The organism is Pantoea sp. X-Soil-TKNS-1280 (assembly GCF_059730475.1).
The window spans coordinates 103,534-118,871 of record NZ_AP035962.1; the positions used below are offsets into that span (position 1 = coordinate 103,534).

13 protein-coding genes are annotated in these 15,338 nt (G+C 57.1%); 3 read left to right on the forward strand and 10 right to left on the reverse strand.

All coding sequences use genetic code 11. From position 1 onward, the window contains the following. Nucleotides 1-35: 35 nt before the first annotated feature. The gene (locus AC6I8X_RS00515) at nucleotides 36-968 is read left to right on the forward strand and encodes a GlxA family transcriptional regulator (protein WP_497840388.1); all 933 of its coding nucleotides are present in this window, start codon (nucleotides 36-38) and stop codon (nucleotides 966-968) included. On the opposite strand, the gene AC6I8X_RS00520 is transcribed toward AC6I8X_RS00515, so the two are convergent. Next, on the reverse strand, nucleotides 953-1,948 hold the full coding sequence (locus AC6I8X_RS00520) for an acyltransferase (protein WP_497840389.1): 996 nt from the start codon (nucleotides 1,946-1,948) through the stop codon (nucleotides 953-955). The genes AC6I8X_RS00515 and AC6I8X_RS00520 overlap by 16 nt on opposite strands. 193 nt (nucleotides 1,949-2,141) lie before the next feature. Between AC6I8X_RS00520 and glyQ the strand changes: the two genes are divergently transcribed. Then, entirely contained in the window at nucleotides 2,142-3,053 is a 912-nt protein-coding gene (gene glyQ, locus AC6I8X_RS00525; RefSeq protein ID WP_013507262.1) for a glycine--tRNA ligase subunit alpha, read from the forward strand. Nucleotides 3,054-3,062: 9 nt separating this feature from the next. Beyond that, nucleotides 3,063-5,132: a glycine--tRNA ligase subunit beta gene (glyS, locus tag AC6I8X_RS00530; RefSeq protein ID WP_497840390.1), complete on the forward strand. Its 2,070-nt coding sequence runs from the start codon at nucleotides 3,063-3,065 to the stop codon at nucleotides 5,130-5,132. A gap of 45 nt (nucleotides 5,133-5,177) precedes the next feature. Here the strand turns inward: glyS and AC6I8X_RS00535 are convergent, their stop codons facing one another. The 9 genes from AC6I8X_RS00535 to fdnG all read right to left on the reverse strand — a co-directional run bounded on the left by AC6I8X_RS00535 (nucleotide 5,178) and on the right by fdnG (nucleotide 15,267). Beyond that, the gene (locus AC6I8X_RS00535; RefSeq protein ID WP_497840391.1) at nucleotides 5,178-5,486 is read right to left on the reverse strand and encodes a type II toxin-antitoxin system RelE/ParE family toxin; all 309 of its coding nucleotides are present in this window, start codon (nucleotides 5,484-5,486) and stop codon (nucleotides 5,178-5,180) included. Next, nucleotides 5,452-5,736 carry a type II toxin-antitoxin system ParD family antitoxin gene (locus AC6I8X_RS00540; RefSeq protein ID WP_084871633.1) on the reverse strand — a complete coding sequence of 95 codons (285 nt, stop codon included), beginning with the start codon at nucleotides 5,734-5,736 and terminating at the stop codon, nucleotides 5,452-5,454. Before AC6I8X_RS00540 ends, AC6I8X_RS00535 begins: the two co-directional genes overlap by 35 nt. Nucleotides 5,737-5,844: 108 nt before the next feature. Further along, nucleotides 5,845-7,689 (reverse strand): selenocysteine-specific translation elongation factor, encoded by a 1,845-nt coding sequence (gene selB, locus AC6I8X_RS00545; protein WP_497840392.1) that lies wholly within the window; start codon nucleotides 7,687-7,689, stop codon nucleotides 5,845-5,847. Further along, on the reverse strand, nucleotides 7,686-9,065 hold the full coding sequence (gene selA, locus AC6I8X_RS00550) for an L-seryl-tRNA(Sec) selenium transferase (RefSeq protein ID WP_497840393.1): 1,380 nt from the start codon (nucleotides 9,063-9,065) through the stop codon (nucleotides 7,686-7,688). The genes selB and selA overlap by 4 nt, the downstream gene beginning before the upstream one ends. A gap of 11 nt (nucleotides 9,066-9,076) precedes the next feature. Beyond that, the gene (locus AC6I8X_RS00555; RefSeq protein WP_497840394.1) at nucleotides 9,077-9,688 is read right to left on the reverse strand and encodes a glutathione S-transferase; all 612 of its coding nucleotides are present in this window, start codon (nucleotides 9,686-9,688) and stop codon (nucleotides 9,077-9,079) included. A 50-nt stretch (nucleotides 9,689-9,738) separates the two neighbouring features. Continuing rightward, nucleotides 9,739-10,668 carry a formate dehydrogenase accessory protein FdhE gene (gene fdhE, locus AC6I8X_RS00560; protein ID WP_084871637.1) on the reverse strand — a complete coding sequence of 310 codons (930 nt, stop codon included), beginning with the start codon at nucleotides 10,666-10,668 and terminating at the stop codon, nucleotides 9,739-9,741. Continuing rightward, nucleotides 10,668-11,309, reverse strand: a complete 642-nt coding sequence (gene fdoI / locus AC6I8X_RS00565; RefSeq protein WP_332667358.1) for a formate dehydrogenase cytochrome b556 subunit — start codon at nucleotides 11,307-11,309, stop codon at nucleotides 10,668-10,670. The genes fdhE and fdoI overlap by 1 nt, the downstream gene beginning before the upstream one ends. Beyond that, the gene (gene fdxH / locus AC6I8X_RS00570; protein ID WP_313683443.1) at nucleotides 11,309-12,208 is read right to left on the reverse strand and encodes a formate dehydrogenase subunit beta; all 900 of its coding nucleotides are present in this window, start codon (nucleotides 12,206-12,208) and stop codon (nucleotides 11,309-11,311) included. The genes fdoI and fdxH overlap by 1 nt, the downstream gene beginning before the upstream one ends. Before the next feature lie 11 nt (nucleotides 12,209-12,219). Continuing rightward, nucleotides 12,220-15,267, reverse strand: coding sequence for a formate dehydrogenase-N subunit alpha (fdnG, locus tag AC6I8X_RS00575; protein ID WP_313683444.1), 3,048 nt, complete (start codon nucleotides 15,265-15,267; stop codon nucleotides 12,220-12,222). Nucleotides 15,268-15,338 lie beyond the last annotated feature (71 nt).

The following is a 15,338-nucleotide window of genomic DNA, read 5'->3' on the forward strand; positions in this document are numbered from 1 at the left end:
GCAGGACGTAAAGAAAAACCAACCGGAGCACCACTATGCCGCAACCCGTGTTCTTCCTGACTCTGCCTGGGGTGATGGTGCTCGATCTCACCGGTCCGGCAGAAACTTTCCAGCTGGCTGGCGGCCACTTCGTGCTGCACTATATCGGGCCGCAGACCAGCGTCACCTGTTCCACCCAAATGACCATCAGCGACATCGCGCCGCTGCCCGATCGCTTGCCTGCCGACAGCCTGCTGGTGGTGCCTGGCGTGCACGATTCACGTACCTGTTACGACACCCCCGCCGCCGCCATTGCGCGTGACTGGTTGCGTCAGCAACAGGCCGATATTCAGGCTCAGCGTATCACCCTGGTGTGCGTCTGTTCCGGTTCGCTGCTGGCAGCACAAGCCGGGTTGCTGGATGGCGTGCAGTGCACCACGCATCATGACGTGTTGCCCCGTTTACAGGCGGCGGCCCCGGCTGCGCTGGTAAAAGAAAACCGGGTGTTTATTGAAGATGGCGGCATCTGGAGCAGCGCCGGGATTACCGCCGGTATCGACCTCTCACTCCACTTGATTAACCGGCTATGTGGCGCGCGTCAGGCGCTGGCGGTGGCGCGTGAGATGGTGGTGTGGTTCCGGCGTTCCGGTGATGACCCGCAACTCTCGCCGTGGCTGCGCTATCGTAACCATCTGCACCCGGCGATTCACCGCGCGCAGGATGTGATGATCGCCCACCCTGAGTATGACTGGTCGCTGCCTGCGCTGGCGGAGCGGGCCCATGTCAGCGAGCGGCATCTGACGCGTCTGTTCCGCCAGCATCTGGGTATTAGCGTGCGCGAATACCACGAACAGCTGCGGCTGGTGATTGCCCGTCAGCGTCAGCAGCAGGGCGAAGCCGCAGAAAAAGCCGCGCTGGCCGCGGGTTTCTCCTCTGCACGTCAGCTGCGTCGGGCGCTGCAACGCTGGGACGATCAGCTCACCAGATGATGTTTATCGATCCGCTTCAACAATATCGCCAGCAGCAAACTGCCGATTAGTGTCACGCCAAACACCCACGGCAGGTCAAGCCATGGATTTGCCATATCGTCGTAATGATGGGTACGCAGAAAATGGATAAACAACGCATGAAAGCCATAAATTGGCAGAGAGTAGCGTGCAATGGTCCCCATTAGCGGCAATGTGCGGCGATTGAGGGTGTTTTTGCAAAATACCAGCAAGCTAATCGCTGCAATAAATACCAGCGGTCCGCAGTAGAGATACCAGGTATCGTTGAACGCGCCGTTTATCAGCAACATCTGTTTGGTACCAAAGGTGATGCCAATGACGCAGGCGATAAAACCCAGCGCTGCCAGTGGGGTGACTCCCGATTTTTCCGTATCCATACAGCCAATGGCCCGCCCCAGCAGCGCATACAGCAGGTAATAAATGCTGTCTCCGCTGACATACAAATTCACCGGCAGCCAGTGAAACGGCCCTACCGACTGGCTGATTGTATTGGGATTCGCCAGCACCGCCAGCACCACGACTAACAACGCCACGTAGCGCGGCTGTACGGTTTTCACCTGTATCAGCGGAGAAAGCAGGTAGATACCGATAATCGCAAAGAAAAACCACAGGTGATAGAACACCGGTTTTTGTAGCAGCTTCAGCAGCGAGCGACCTTCGCTGATCGGCGTCAGCCAGGTGATATAGACCAGCGCCACCGCGCTGTAGAACAGCAGGCACAGCACGATACGTAGCATATGCCGCCCCTGGGCACTGCGTTCACCAAAGAACAGATAACCTGAAATCATAAAGAACAGTGGTACGCAGACGCGTGATGCTGAATTGAGCACGTTTGCCACATCCCAACTGATGCCAGTCACTGCCATCGGCCCGGTGATGTACCAGGTGGTGGTATGAATGACGATCACCATCAGGCAGGCGATGGCGCGTAAGTTGTCGATCCAATAGATTTTTTGCGGCATGGCTTCCCCGAGCACAGAACGTCCATGCCCGGAAGGGTAGTCATTGGCTAGCGCGCCAACAACCTTTGGGCCTGCAATTCAGAGCCATCTGGCTACTGGTACCGCCGTCAGGATTTCCGGCTGCACATTGCGCGACCAAAGGGTATACTGTCGCACTCTTTTTTAATCCACCCGTATCGCGTGCGAATTCAACATGCAAAAGTTTGATACCAAGACCTTTCAGGGCCTGATCCTGACCTTGCAGGATTACTGGGCGCGTCAAGGCTGCACCATCGTCCAACCGTTGGACATGGAAGTGGGCGCTGGCACCTCTCACCCGATGACTTGCCTGCGTGCATTAGGGCCGGAGCCCATCGCTGCTGCTTATGTGCAGCCGTCACGCCGTCCTACCGATGGACGCTACGGTGAAAACCCGAACCGTTTGCAGCACTACTATCAGTTCCAGGTGATCATCAAGCCGTCGCCGGACAACATTCAGGAGCTGTACCTTGGGTCGCTGAAAGAGTTGGGTATTGATCCGACGGTGCACGACATTCGCTTCGTTGAAGATAACTGGGAAAACCCGACGCTGGGTGCCTGGGGTCTCGGCTGGGAAGTGTGGCTCAACGGCATGGAAGTGACGCAGTTTACTTACTTCCAGCAGGTGGGCGGCCTCGAGTGTAAGCCGGTGACCGGTGAGATCACTTACGGTCTGGAGCGTCTGGCAATGTATATCCAGAGCGTGGACAGCGTCTACGATCTGACCTGGAGCGACGGCCCACTGGGTAAAACCACTTACGGTGATGTATTCCATCAGAACGAAGTGGAACAATCGACCTACAACTTCGAATACGCCGATGTGGATTTTCTCTTCACCTGCTTCGAGCAGTACGAGAAAGAAGCGCAGCATCTGCTGGCGCTGGAAAAACCGCTGCCGCTGCCTGCGTATGAGCGCATCCTGAAAGCCGCGCACAGCTTTAACCTGCTGGACGCACGTAAGGCGATCTCGGTGACCGAACGTCAGCGTTACATTCTGCGTATTCGTACCCTGACCAAAGCCGTGGCAGAAGCCTACTACGCCTCCCGTGAGGCGCTTGGCTTCCCGATGTGCAATAACAACAAGTAAGAGGCAGCCATGACCGATAAAACTTTCCTGGTGGAAATTGGCACCGAAGAGTTGCCTCCGAAAGCGCTGCGCAGCCTGGCGGAATCCTTTGCTGCGCATGTGACTGCTGAACTGGATGCTGCTGGCCTGGCGCACGGTGAAGTCAGCTGGTTTGCGGCTCCGCGTCGTCTGGCACTGAAAGTGGCCCAGCTGGCGGCGGCACAACCGGATCGCGAAGTTGAAAAACGTGGCCCGGCGATTGCGGCGGCTTTTGATGCTGACGGCAATGCCACCAAAGCGGCAGAAGGCTGGGCACGCGGCAACGGTATCACCGTCGATCAGGCGGAACGTCTGAACACCGATAAAGGCGAATGGCTGGTGTATCGTGCCCAGGTGAAAGGCGAAAGCGCTCAAGCGCTGCTGCCCGCCATGGTAGCGACCGCCCTGGGCAAGTTGCCGATCCCGAAACTGATGCGCTGGGGTGCCAGCGACGTGCAATTTGTGCGTCCGGTACACACCGTGACACTGCTGCTGGGTGCGGAGCTGATTCCGGCTACCATCCTTGGCATTCAGTCTGACCGCGTGATCCGTGGGCATCGCTTTATGGGCGAGCCGGAAATCACCCTCGACAATGCCGATCAATACCCGCAGCTGCTGCTGGAACGTGGCAAGGTGATGGCGGACTACGAAGCGCGTAAAGCACAGATCAAAGCGGATGCCGAAAAAGCGGCGCTGAAGCTCGGTGGCAACGCTGACCTGAGCGATAGCCTGCTGGAAGAAGTCACCTCGCTGGTGGAGTGGCCGGTAGTGCTGACCGCTACCTTCGAAGAGAAATTCCTCGCGGTTCCGGCTGAAGCGCTGGTGTATACCATGAAAGGTGACCAGAAATACTTCCCGGTTTACGCTGACGACGGCAAACTGCTGCCGAACTTCATCTTTGTTGCCAACATCGAATCCAGCGATCCGCAGCAGATCATCTCCGGTAACGAGAAGGTGGTCCGCCCGCGTCTGGCTGATGCTGAATTCTTCTTTAACACCGACCGTAAAAAGCGTCTGGAAGATCATCTGCCGCGTCTGGAAACGGTGCTGTTCCAGAAAGAGCTGGGTACGCTGCGTGATAAAACCGACCGCATTCAGGCCCTGGCTGGCTGGATCGCCGCGCAGATCGGTGCCGATGTGAATCATGCAACCCGTGCTGGCCTGCTGTCCAAATGCGACCTGATGACCAACATGGTGTTTGAATTTACCGACACCCAGGGTGTGATGGGCATGCACTACGCGCGCCATGATGGCGAAGCGGAAGATGTGGCCGTGGCGCTGAACGAGCAGTATCAGCCGCGTTTTGCCGGTGATGATCTGCCGTCTAACCCGGTTGCCTGTGCTGTCGCGATTGCCGACAAAATGGATACCCTCGCGGGCATCTTCGGGATTGGTCAGCATCCGAAAGGCGATAAAGACCCGTTCGCGCTGCGCCGTGCTGCGCTGGGCGTGCTGCGTATTATCGTCGAGAAGAACCTGCCGCTCGATCTGCAAACCCTGACGGAAGAAGCGGTGCGCCTCTACGGCAGCAAACTGAGCAATGCTAAGGTCGTGGATGATGTGATCGACTTTATGCTGGGACGTTTCCGTACCTGGTATCAGGAAGAAGGCCATAGCGTAGACACCATTCAGGCAGTGCTGGCGCGTCGCCCGACCCGTCCGGCAGATTTCGATGCGCGCATGAAAGCGGTTTCGCACTTCCGTACTCTGGAAGCGGCGGCAACGCTGGCGGCTGCCAACAAGCGTGTTTCTAACATCCTGGCGAAATCAACCGAAACGCTGAACGACAGCGTGCAGGCTTCGTTGCTGAAAGAGAACGAAGAGATCAAGCTGGCGACCTTCGTCACGGCGCTCAGCAGCAAACTGCAACCGTACTTCGCAGAAGGCCGCTATCAGGATGCGTTGATCGAACTGGCGCAGCTGCGCGAAGCGGTCGATAACTTCTTCGATAAAGTGATGGTGAACGCGGATGACCAGGCAGTGCGGATTAACCGTCTGACATTGCTGGCCCAGCTGCGCGAGCTGTTCCTGCAAGTAGCGGATATTTCGCTGTTGCAGTAAGGCGCATATCTGGAAAAACGAAGGGGCGAGCAATCGCTCCTTTTTCTAAATAAAAAGATTACTGAAGGTTATCGCTGTGGCATCTTGTGAATGATGTAGAATGCGGCCGATAATAACGCTGGCTGGTTCAGTGCGATAGATAATGCTGTGCTGACCGTAGGGTATTGAATAAACCTGCTTGCCTAATTCTGGTCGCTTACGACCTAATTCATGAACAGCAAGTTTAAAAAAGAGTTTGTGCATACTCTTGCTGTACTGATCTGCCTGATACTCTCCAAAATTCCAATAGCTATAGAGCCAGATTTCCATCATATCCTGATTAGCTTCCGGCATTATCTCTATCGTTCTCTTCATAAATGCCCACCCTGGCTTTAACTTTTCTAAAGAAAGCGGCTTCATCAAATACCTGAGGTTCACCGCTCTCAAAACCTTGTTTCACCAGCGCTCTCAGCGTTTCCAGCTTCGATTCCGCCTGTTTCTCCCGCAACAAACGTAGCGATTCCCGCACTACTTCGCTTTGTGTACGGTAGTCACCGGATGCAACCAGTGATTCAACAAACTCGCGCAGTTCGTCACCCAAATCGATCGTCATAGTTCGTGCCATAGCGGTTACCTGATGTAAGAAATATTCTTACATCCTGGCACATTTTTGTTCAACGATGAACTGGAGTTGCAGCGGGATTACAGCGGCAATTGCGAGGAGACGCGAAAATCAGGTGTTAAATAGCCGCGTATCACGCAGCAGATGTTCATTACCACGGCGGCGGGTAAAACCGCTGCGGTCAAAAAACTCCAGAATTTGCACCGCCACTTTACGCCCGGTGCCAAGCTGGTTGCGGAAATCAGCCGCCGAAGTGCTGCCGCCGTGAACGGCACGCTGGCGAATGAGATCGGCGAAGATCTGCACCTGCGAAGTCAGGTAGTAGCGATCGCGCACGATCGCGGTGACGTGGCCGAGGCGTGCCGCCGTCAGCAACAGGGTGCGAATCTCCTGTTCATCCTGCTGGAGGCTGGTGGCAATATCGCGTACCCAGAGCGGCTGGTCAGTGAACAGCGGGCCAACCTGTTGCCACAACGCTTCTTCCTGCGGGTTAAAACGGGGTTCGAAATGGGGTTGGTGCAGCCAGCCGCTGCGTTGCTGAATCCGCCCCTGTGCCAGCGTCTGATCAATCAGCGCCAGCACCAGTTCTGCCGGGGCATGCGGGAGGGCGATACGACGCAGGCGGTCGTGGCCGATACCCGGTTGCTCGGGATGCTGCTGATGAAAATGGGCCAGCGCGTCGAGCAGCAGCAGCTGCCAGCGGCTGGCCTGATCCGGGTCCATTAATGCCTGATTTAAGCGCACCGGCGCGATGGCGGTCAGCAGGGTCTCCATTGCCGCTGGCGTGAGCTGACGCGCCCAGGAAAATTCACTGTAGTCAGCAGGCTGATGTGCAAGGTGGGTACGCAGACTGGCTTCATCCTCCTCCGCCAGCGCCAGCTGTTGCAGCCAGGCCAGATAGTCAGGATGCCGCTTGCCGCGCTTTTTGCTGTTCAGCAGAACCACCCGACCACCCCCCAGCGTTTGCTGTGTATTGCTGTCGCGGATGATCAGGCGGTCATTGTCTGCCAACCATAGTGGGCTGGTCAGTACCAGCTCGGCGAGCTGGTCGCTGAGTGGTGTTATGCGTCCGGTAACATGGCTGGCGGCATGATGAAGATGCACCGGCTGTGAAGCGCTATGCAGCGGCTGTAACAGCGATAACGCCACGGTGAGTCGCGTACTGCCGTGATCCTGTTGCTGGCTCAGCAGCCAGTCACCACGACTGATCTGCGCTTTTTCCACCTCACCAGCAATATTCAGTGCAATGCGTTGCCCGGCCTGCGCATGGGGGACGGACTGATTCTGCGCATGCAGGGCGCGCACGCGTACCGGCTGATTGACTCCGGTCAGCCACAGGGTATCACCGATGCTGACTTCTCCCGCCAGCGCGGTACCGGTGACCACAAGGCCAGTCCCTTTCAGGGTAAAGGCGCGGTCAATGGCAAGGCGAAAACGCTGTCGGGGTATAAAGGGCGGTTCAGGCAGCGCGATCAGATGCTGGCGCAATGCATCAATGCCCTGCCGGGTAGTGCTGCTGGTGACAAATTGCGCCGCATCTGGCCAGCCCAGTTGCTGCGTTAACTGCGCCACCTGTTGCTGCACTTCTTCAATACGGGCCGCATCTGCGCGATCCGCTTTGGTCAGCGCGATGCTGAGTGGTGGCTGCCCGGCCAGGCTGAGCAGCTGCAAATGTTCACGGGTTTGCGGCATCACGCCATCGTCGCAGGCCACCACCAGTAGCGCGTGATGAATACCGCCAATCCCCGCCAGCATGTTGGCGAGAAACTTTTCATGGCCCGGAACATCAATAAAACCGATCACCCGGCCATCAGGCTGTGGCCAGTAGGCGTAACCCAGGTCGATGGTCATGCCACGCCGCTGTTCTTCTGGCAGACGATCGGCATTGATGCCGGTCAGTGCCTGGAGCAGTGCGGTTTTGCCGTGATCGACATGTCCGGCGGTAGCGATAATCATGGTACTAAGGCTCTGATAAAGGCCGATTCGTCGCTGAGGCAGCGCAGGTCAAGCCACAGTTTGCCATCCTGCAGGCGACCAATCACCGGTTGTGGCAGGGTGCGCCAGCGCTGTGCCAGCGCATTCAGAGTGCCACCCTGACCATCGCGCGGGCGAAAGGTGATGGCAAAGCTGGGCAAACGCTCCACTGGTAGCGATCCGCTACCGATTTGTGACGAACAAGGGGCGATTGCCAGCGAAAAATCATGACCAAAGGCATTTTCCAGCGCGGGTATAAGCCGTTCGGCCTGTTGCAGGATGTCATCTGCGGGTCGGGTCAACAGCTGCAATGTTGGTAGCGTTTCACGCAGCTTTTCCGGGTGACGGTAAAGTTGCAGCGTGGCCTCCAGTGCCGCCAGCGTCATTTTATCCACGCGCAACGCGCGTTTGAGAGGATGCTGTTGCAACCGGGCAATCAATGCTTTTTTACCGACAATGATCCCGGCCTGTGGCCCACCCAGCAGCTTATCGCCGGAAAAACTCACCAGGCTGACACCAGCGGCAATCAGCTGCTGTGGCATTGGTTCGGCAGGCAGGCTGTAAGCGGTCATGTCGATCAGCGATCCACTACCGAGATCGGTGATCACAGGCAACTGATGTTCTGCGCCGAGCGCCACCAGATCCGCCTCGGTCACCGCATGGGTGAAACCCTGGATCTGATAGTTACTGGTGTGAACTTTCATTAACAAGCCGCTATCGTCGGTGATTGCGGCGCGATAATCTTTCAGATGGGTACGGTTAGTGGTGCCGACTTCCACCAGACGGCATCCGGCCTGGCGCATCACGTCAGGAATGCGGAACGCGCCGCCAATTTCCACCAGTTCACCACGCGAGACCACCACTTCACGCCCGGCAGCAAGAGCGGAGAGCATCAACAGTACCGCCGCCGCGTTGTTGTTGACGATGCAGGCATCTTCCGCACCGGTCAGTTCGCACAGCAGGGCCGCAACGGCACGATCGCGATGGCCGCGTGCGGCATCATCCAGCGCGTATTCCAGCGTCACCGGCTGGCGCAGGCAGTGAGTGACGGCATTGATGGCGGCCTCGCTCAATTGGGCGCGGCCCAGATTGGTGTGTAATACGGTTCCGGTCAGATTGAACACCGGACGCAACGCGCTCTGGCGCTGCTGCCGGGATCGGCGCAAGGCTTCATCCGGCCAGTTAGCATGCCAGTCGGGCAAAGCCTGATACTGCTGGATGTGTTCGCGGGCTTCCTGTTGCATGGCGCGTAGCTGACGTGTGGCAAAAGTCGTACCTGCATCATCAATCAGCGCCTGCAACGCGGGATCGCGCAGCAGGCTATCAATAGCAGGCAGCTGGCTAAACAATGTTTTCATCGGGCAAACTTTTAGCTGGTAGGCGGGACGGTGCGGGCAAAACTTTCCCGCTGGAACAGGTTCTCCGCCAGTTTGATTAATGCCGGGCGATTCACACACCAGTTTGGCACCACGCGGCGGAAGTTGAGGTAACCAATCATGCAACCGGTAGCGATATCTGCCAGATTGAGGGTGTCGCTATGCAGCAGATCGCGCTGGGCAGCAGCGGTTTCCAGTGCATCGAGACCGCGCAAAATTTTTTCCCGATTGCGCAGCAACACCTCTTCGGATTGCTGATCGCCAGGGCGCATTTTTTCACGCACGATCATCACCGCCGCATCGTTGATGCCATCGGCCAGTTTTTCCAGCTGGCGGATTTGCAATGCACGCAGGGGATCTTTGGGCAGCAATGCCGGCGCTTCACCTCGCAGTTCGATAGCTTCGGCGATCAACGAAGAATCAAACCAGGTCAGATGGTTGTCATCCACCAGCGCCGGGACTTTGCCCAGCGGATTGTAATGCGGTACATGGCTATCGGCATTCCACGGTGATTCATTGACGAATTCAAAGACGATGCCTTTTTCCAGCAGGATCACCGAAATTTTCCGGACAAAAGGACTGGTGTAGCTGCCTATCAGTTTCATCGAACGCCTCCGTGGTTGTCGCGGCACGCAGAAAGAGTAATGGCGAAGGCTTACCCTTCGCCTGGAAACAGAAATGGATTCAGGCTACTGCGCGCAAAACCTTCCTGCTCCATACGCGCATCCAGCACCAGAGAAGCGAGGTCATCGGCCACCGGTTCTACGGCGGGATCCTTCTCCTGATACAACATCTTCAGGTAAGTCCCACAATCGCCACAACTTTCGGCTTTGACCGCTGCCATCTCGCTATCCAGCGACCAGTAATGCAAATCCCTTGTCTGTTCGCAATTAGAACATTTACTGCGTACCACATACCATTCGCTTTCGCACAGATTGCAATGCAGATAACGCAATCCCTGCTGCCCGACATCCATATGCACCACGCTGGCCACCGGCACGCTGGCGCATACCGGGCAGAACTGACGATGCTCGCCATATTCGGCACGGGCTTTGCCCGGGATCAGCGCCGCCATCTGCGCCCAGTAAATGGACAATGCCGCCCAGATAAACGGCGACTTGTCGTTACTGACTTGCGCAAAGTTGCCTTCCAGCAACGCGGTAGCGAGGGTTTCCAGCTCGGTCGCGGAGGCTTTCTCCAGATTTTCCAGCACTGCCAGCGCCTGGCCACTCATCTCCGGTTTCAGCTCAGCGATGAGCGAATGCAGCAGCCGCTGCCAGTGGGCATCGCGTGGGTAGGTGTGAATATCCAGCGGCGGGATACCCTGCTCGGCGCATTGTTCCAGCCGCGCGCGTAAATCGATCTGCAACGGATGGTCGTACAGCACGATTTCCTGCGCCTGGGCGATTACGGCGGCAAAGCGCAGATAATCGCCGAGCGGATTTTTCGCGGCCAGATCGCGCAAACGGGCTGCCCGACGGCTATATAAATTTTTCAGCCGGGGGAAAAGTAACGGCGGAATTTTATCCGCCGTGTTCTTATCGCTTTTCTCCAGCTGGTCCTGCGGGATAATGCGAATACTCATCAGGGGCGTTTTTCCTGTTGTGTTTGGCGTTGGCGCTGCTCGCGATACCAGCGTGGGTGATGTTTCTTCGCCCACGCGGCAGGGACCCAGCCTTCAACCATCGCGGTGATGGTGCCTTTGACCCACAGGGCGGCGTAAATATGCACCATAATCACGATAATCAGCGCCACGGCTGAGACCGAATGCACCACCAGCGCGGCGCGAATCAGCGGAATGGAGAAGGCTCCGGCGAAGTACGGTCGCCAAATCACAATTCCACTCGCCAGCAGCATGACTAAGCTGATGATAGCAGCCCAGAACACACACTTCTGCCCGAAGTTGTATTTGCCGGTATCGCCGACCTCCTCATTACGCGCGATTTTATGAATATTTTTCGCCCATATCAGGTCGTCACGGTTGATCAGGTTATGTCGCCAGTAACGCAAGAACATGATGAGAAAGGCAGCAAACATAATCACGCCAACAAAAGGATGCAGAATCCGCGCCAGTTGTGGTGTGCCCAACACGTGCATCAGCCAGTTGAACGACGGGAAAAAGAAACCCAGTCCACTCAGGGCGGCAAAGACAAAGCAAAACGCCACAATCCAGTGATTGATGCGTTCGGGTGCGCTGTAGCGCACCAGGCGATCGCGCTTTTTCATCATTTGCGCTCCTCTTTATCGTCATGCAGGTTGTCGTCTTCGTCGTCCACCCGGTTCGGTCCGATGCCGACGTAGTGGAACACCGCCGCCGCGAAGGTGGCGGCAAAACCGACCGCCGCCAGCGGTTTCCAGATGCCTTTCCAGAAGGTGACAGCGGGGCTGATACTCGGGTTTTCCGGCAGGCCGTGATACAGCTGCGGCTTGTTGGCGTGGTGCAGCACATACATTACGTGCGTACCACCCACCCCGGCGGGATCGTACAGACCGGCATGGTCGTAACCGCGTGTTTTCAGCTCCTCCACCCGTTCCCCGGCGAGGGTTTGCATATCGGCTTTGGATCCGAAATGAATCGCCCCGGTCGGGCAGGTTTTCACGCAGGCCGGTTCCTGGCCGACGGTGACACGATCGACGCATAGCGTGCATTTATACACGCGGTTGTCGTCTTTATTGAGACGCGGCACGTCGAACGGACAACCGGCGATGCAGTAACCACAGCCGATGCACTGCTCGGACTGAAAATCGACAATGCCGTTGGCGTACTGAATGATCGCCCCTTCCGAAGGACAGGCTTTCAGGCAGCCAGGATCGGCGCAATGCATGCAGCCATCTTTGCGGATCAGCCACTCCAGTTTGCCGTTTTCCTCGACTTCGGAAAAACGCATCACCGTCCAGGATTTGGCGGTCAAATCCGCCGGGTTGTCGTACACCCCGACGTTATGACCGATCTCATCACGGATGTCGTTCCACTCCGAACAGGCCACCTGACAGGCTTTGCAGCCGATGCAGGTGGTGACGTCAATCAGCTTCGCCACCTCCTGCTGATGGTTGCGCGCCTGCGGCGGTGGCGTGACGCCGTTGGTGGCGGAGCGGCGGATAATGTCTTGCGATTGATAAGCCATATTCGTTCTCCTTACACCTTCTCGACGTTAACGAGGAATGCCTTAAATTCCGGCGTTTGCGTATTGGCGTCGCCGACAAACGGCGTCAGGGTATTGGCGATAAAGCCTTTCTTCGCGACGCCCTGATAACCCCAGTGAATCGGAATGCCGATGGTATTCACGGTTTTGCCATCCACCTGCAACGGACGCAGGCGTTTGGTGACCACCGCTTTGGCTTTGATATAGCCGCGATTCGAGCTGACCTTCACCGTGTCGCCCTGAGCAATGCCCAGCTTGTTCGCCAGCACTTCGCCAATCTCCACAAACTGTTCCGGCTGTGCGATGGCGTTGAGCCGCGCGTGTTTGGTCCAGAAGTGGAAATGCTCGGTGAGACGATAGGTGGTGCCGACATACGGGAACTGTTCGGCTTTGCCCATCGCCGCCAGATCGTCCTTAAACACGCGCGCCGCCGGGTTCGATACCACGTTGGGGTGCAGTGGGTTGGTACCGATCGGTGTTTCAAACGGCTCGTAATGTTCCGGGAACGGACCTTCCGCCATTTTGTCGAGTGCGAACAGATGGCCCATACCATCGGGTTGCATGATGAACGGACCGACATTGCTGCCAGGTGCGGCGGCGCTGTAGTCCGGGATATCCATACCGGCCCACTTGCTGCCATCCCACTTCAGCAACTGACGTTTGGCATCCCACGGATTGCCCTGCGGATCGGCGGAAGCGCGGTTATACAGGATGCGGCGATTAAGCGGCCATGCCCAGCTCCAGTTCAGCGTGTTGCCGAGGCCGGATGGATCGGCGTTGTCGCGCCGTGCCATCTGGTTGCCCTCCGGCGTCCAGCTACCGGCGAAAATCCAGCAGCCGCTGCTGGTGCTGCCGTCATCTTTCAGATGGGCAAAGGTACTGAGCTGCTGACCTTTTTTCACCAGCAGGGTGCCTTTGTCATCGACGATATCCGCCAGCGCTTTGCCGTTGCTCTCCATCGCCACCTCTTCCGACGCCGGGTTATCTGGCGTCAGATAGTTCCAGGTCATGTTCAGCACCGGTTCCGGCGCAACACCGCCCTGGTGCGCATACATCTCACGCAGTCGCAGGTAGATGCCCGCCAGAATTTCGCCATCGTTGCGCGATTCACCCGGACCGTCCTGACCTTTCCAGTGCCACTGCAACCAGCGGCCGGAGTTCACGATCGAGCCGTTCTCCTCGGCAAAGCAGGTGGAGGGCAGGCGGAACACCTCGGTCTGAATCTGAGCTGGATCGACGTCGTTAAATTCGCCGTGATTCTGCCAGAAGGTCGATGTTTCGGTGTTGAGCGGGTCGATGGTGACGAGGAACTTCAGCTTCGACAGCGAAGCAATCACTTTGCGCTTGTTCGGGAACGAGGCCACCGGGTTGAAGCCCTGGCACAGATAACCGTTCACTTTCCCCTGTGCCATCATTTCGAAGTATTGCAGCACGTCGTAGCCTTTGTCCCACTTCGGCAACCAGTCAAAGCCCCAGCTGTTCTCTGCCTGCGCTTTGTCGCCAAAGAAGGCTTTCATCATGCTTACAAAGAATTTCGGGTAGTTGCTCCAGTAGTTCACCTGGCCCGGCAGCGCAGCTTTCGGCGTGTTGGCGGTGAGATAGGTTTGCAGATCGGTTTGCTTCTCAGAAGGCAGCGTCATATAGCCCGGCAGGCTTTGCGACAGCAGGCCGAGGTCGGTCAGCCCCTGGATATTGGAGTGACCACGCAGCGCATTGACGCCACCGCCTGCCATCCCCATATTGCCGAGCAACAGCTGAATCATCGCCATGGTGCGGATGTTCTGCGCGCCGATGGAGTGCTGGGTCCAGCCGAGGGCATACAGGAAGGAAGTGGTGCGATCTTTTGCGCTGGTCTCGCCAATCAGCTCGCAGACATGCAGGAAATCGGCCTTCGGCGTGCCGCAAATGCGCTCGACAATCTCTGGCGTGTAGCGGCTGACATGCTGTTTCAGCAGGTTCCAGACGCAGCGCGGGTGGCTCAGGCTGTCGTCGCGTTTGGCGAAGCCATCATCGCCCAGCTCGTAGTTCCAGCTGGTTTTGTCGTATTTACGATTTTCAGCGTCGTAGCCGCTGAATAACCCTTCTTCGAAGGTAAAATCTTCGCGCACGATCAGGCTGGCATTGGTGTACGCCTGCACATATTCATGCTGAATTTTGTCGTTTTCCATCAGCCAGCGCAGCACGCCCGACAGGAAAGCAATGTCGGAACCGGAGCGAATTGGCGTATAGAAATCCGCCACCGATGCGGTGCGCGTAAAGCGCGGATCGATGACAATCAGTTTGGCTTTGTTGAAGATTTTGGCTTCCATCGCCCAGCGGAAACCGACGGGATGCGCTTCAGCCGCATTACCGCCCATCACCACGATCAGGTTGGCATTACGGATGTCGACCCAGTGGTTGGTCATCGCACCGCGACCAAATGTTGGAGCAAGACTTGCTACCGTTGGTCCGTGTCAGACGCGTGCCTGGTTATCGACCGCCAGCATACCGAGCGATCGGGTCATTTTCTGGGTGAGATAGCCGGTTTCATTGCTGGACGCCGAGGCGCACAACATGCCGGTGGTGAGCCAGCGGTTAACCGTCACGCCAGCGGCGTTTTGCGCCTCAAAATGGGCGTCGCGGTCCGCTTTCATTAGCTTCGCAATGCGATCAAACGCATCGTCCCAGCTGATGCGCTGCCATTTATCCGAGCCTGGCGCGCGATATTCCGGGTAGTGCAGACGGCTGTCGCTATGGACGAAATCCAGCAGGCCAGCGCCTTTCGGGCACAGAGCACCGCGACTGACCGGATGATCCGGGTCCCCTTCAATATGGAAGAGGGTTTCTTTGGCGTTTCTCGCGCCATCGCCGAGGCTGTACATCAATAAGCCGCAGCCGACGGAGCAGTATGTACAGGTGTTACGGGTTTCGCGGGCGCGCAACAACTTGTATTGCCGCGTTTCCGCCAGCGCCACCTCTGGCGTAAAGCCGAGGAGTGCTGCCGTGGTCCCTGCCATACCGCCCGCGCAGATTTTGAAGAATTTTCTTCTGCTGACGTTCATGGATAATCCTTGATTCGACATTACTACATTTTATTTTTGCGGAGCGCTGGTTAGCGGTTCAAAATGACCCA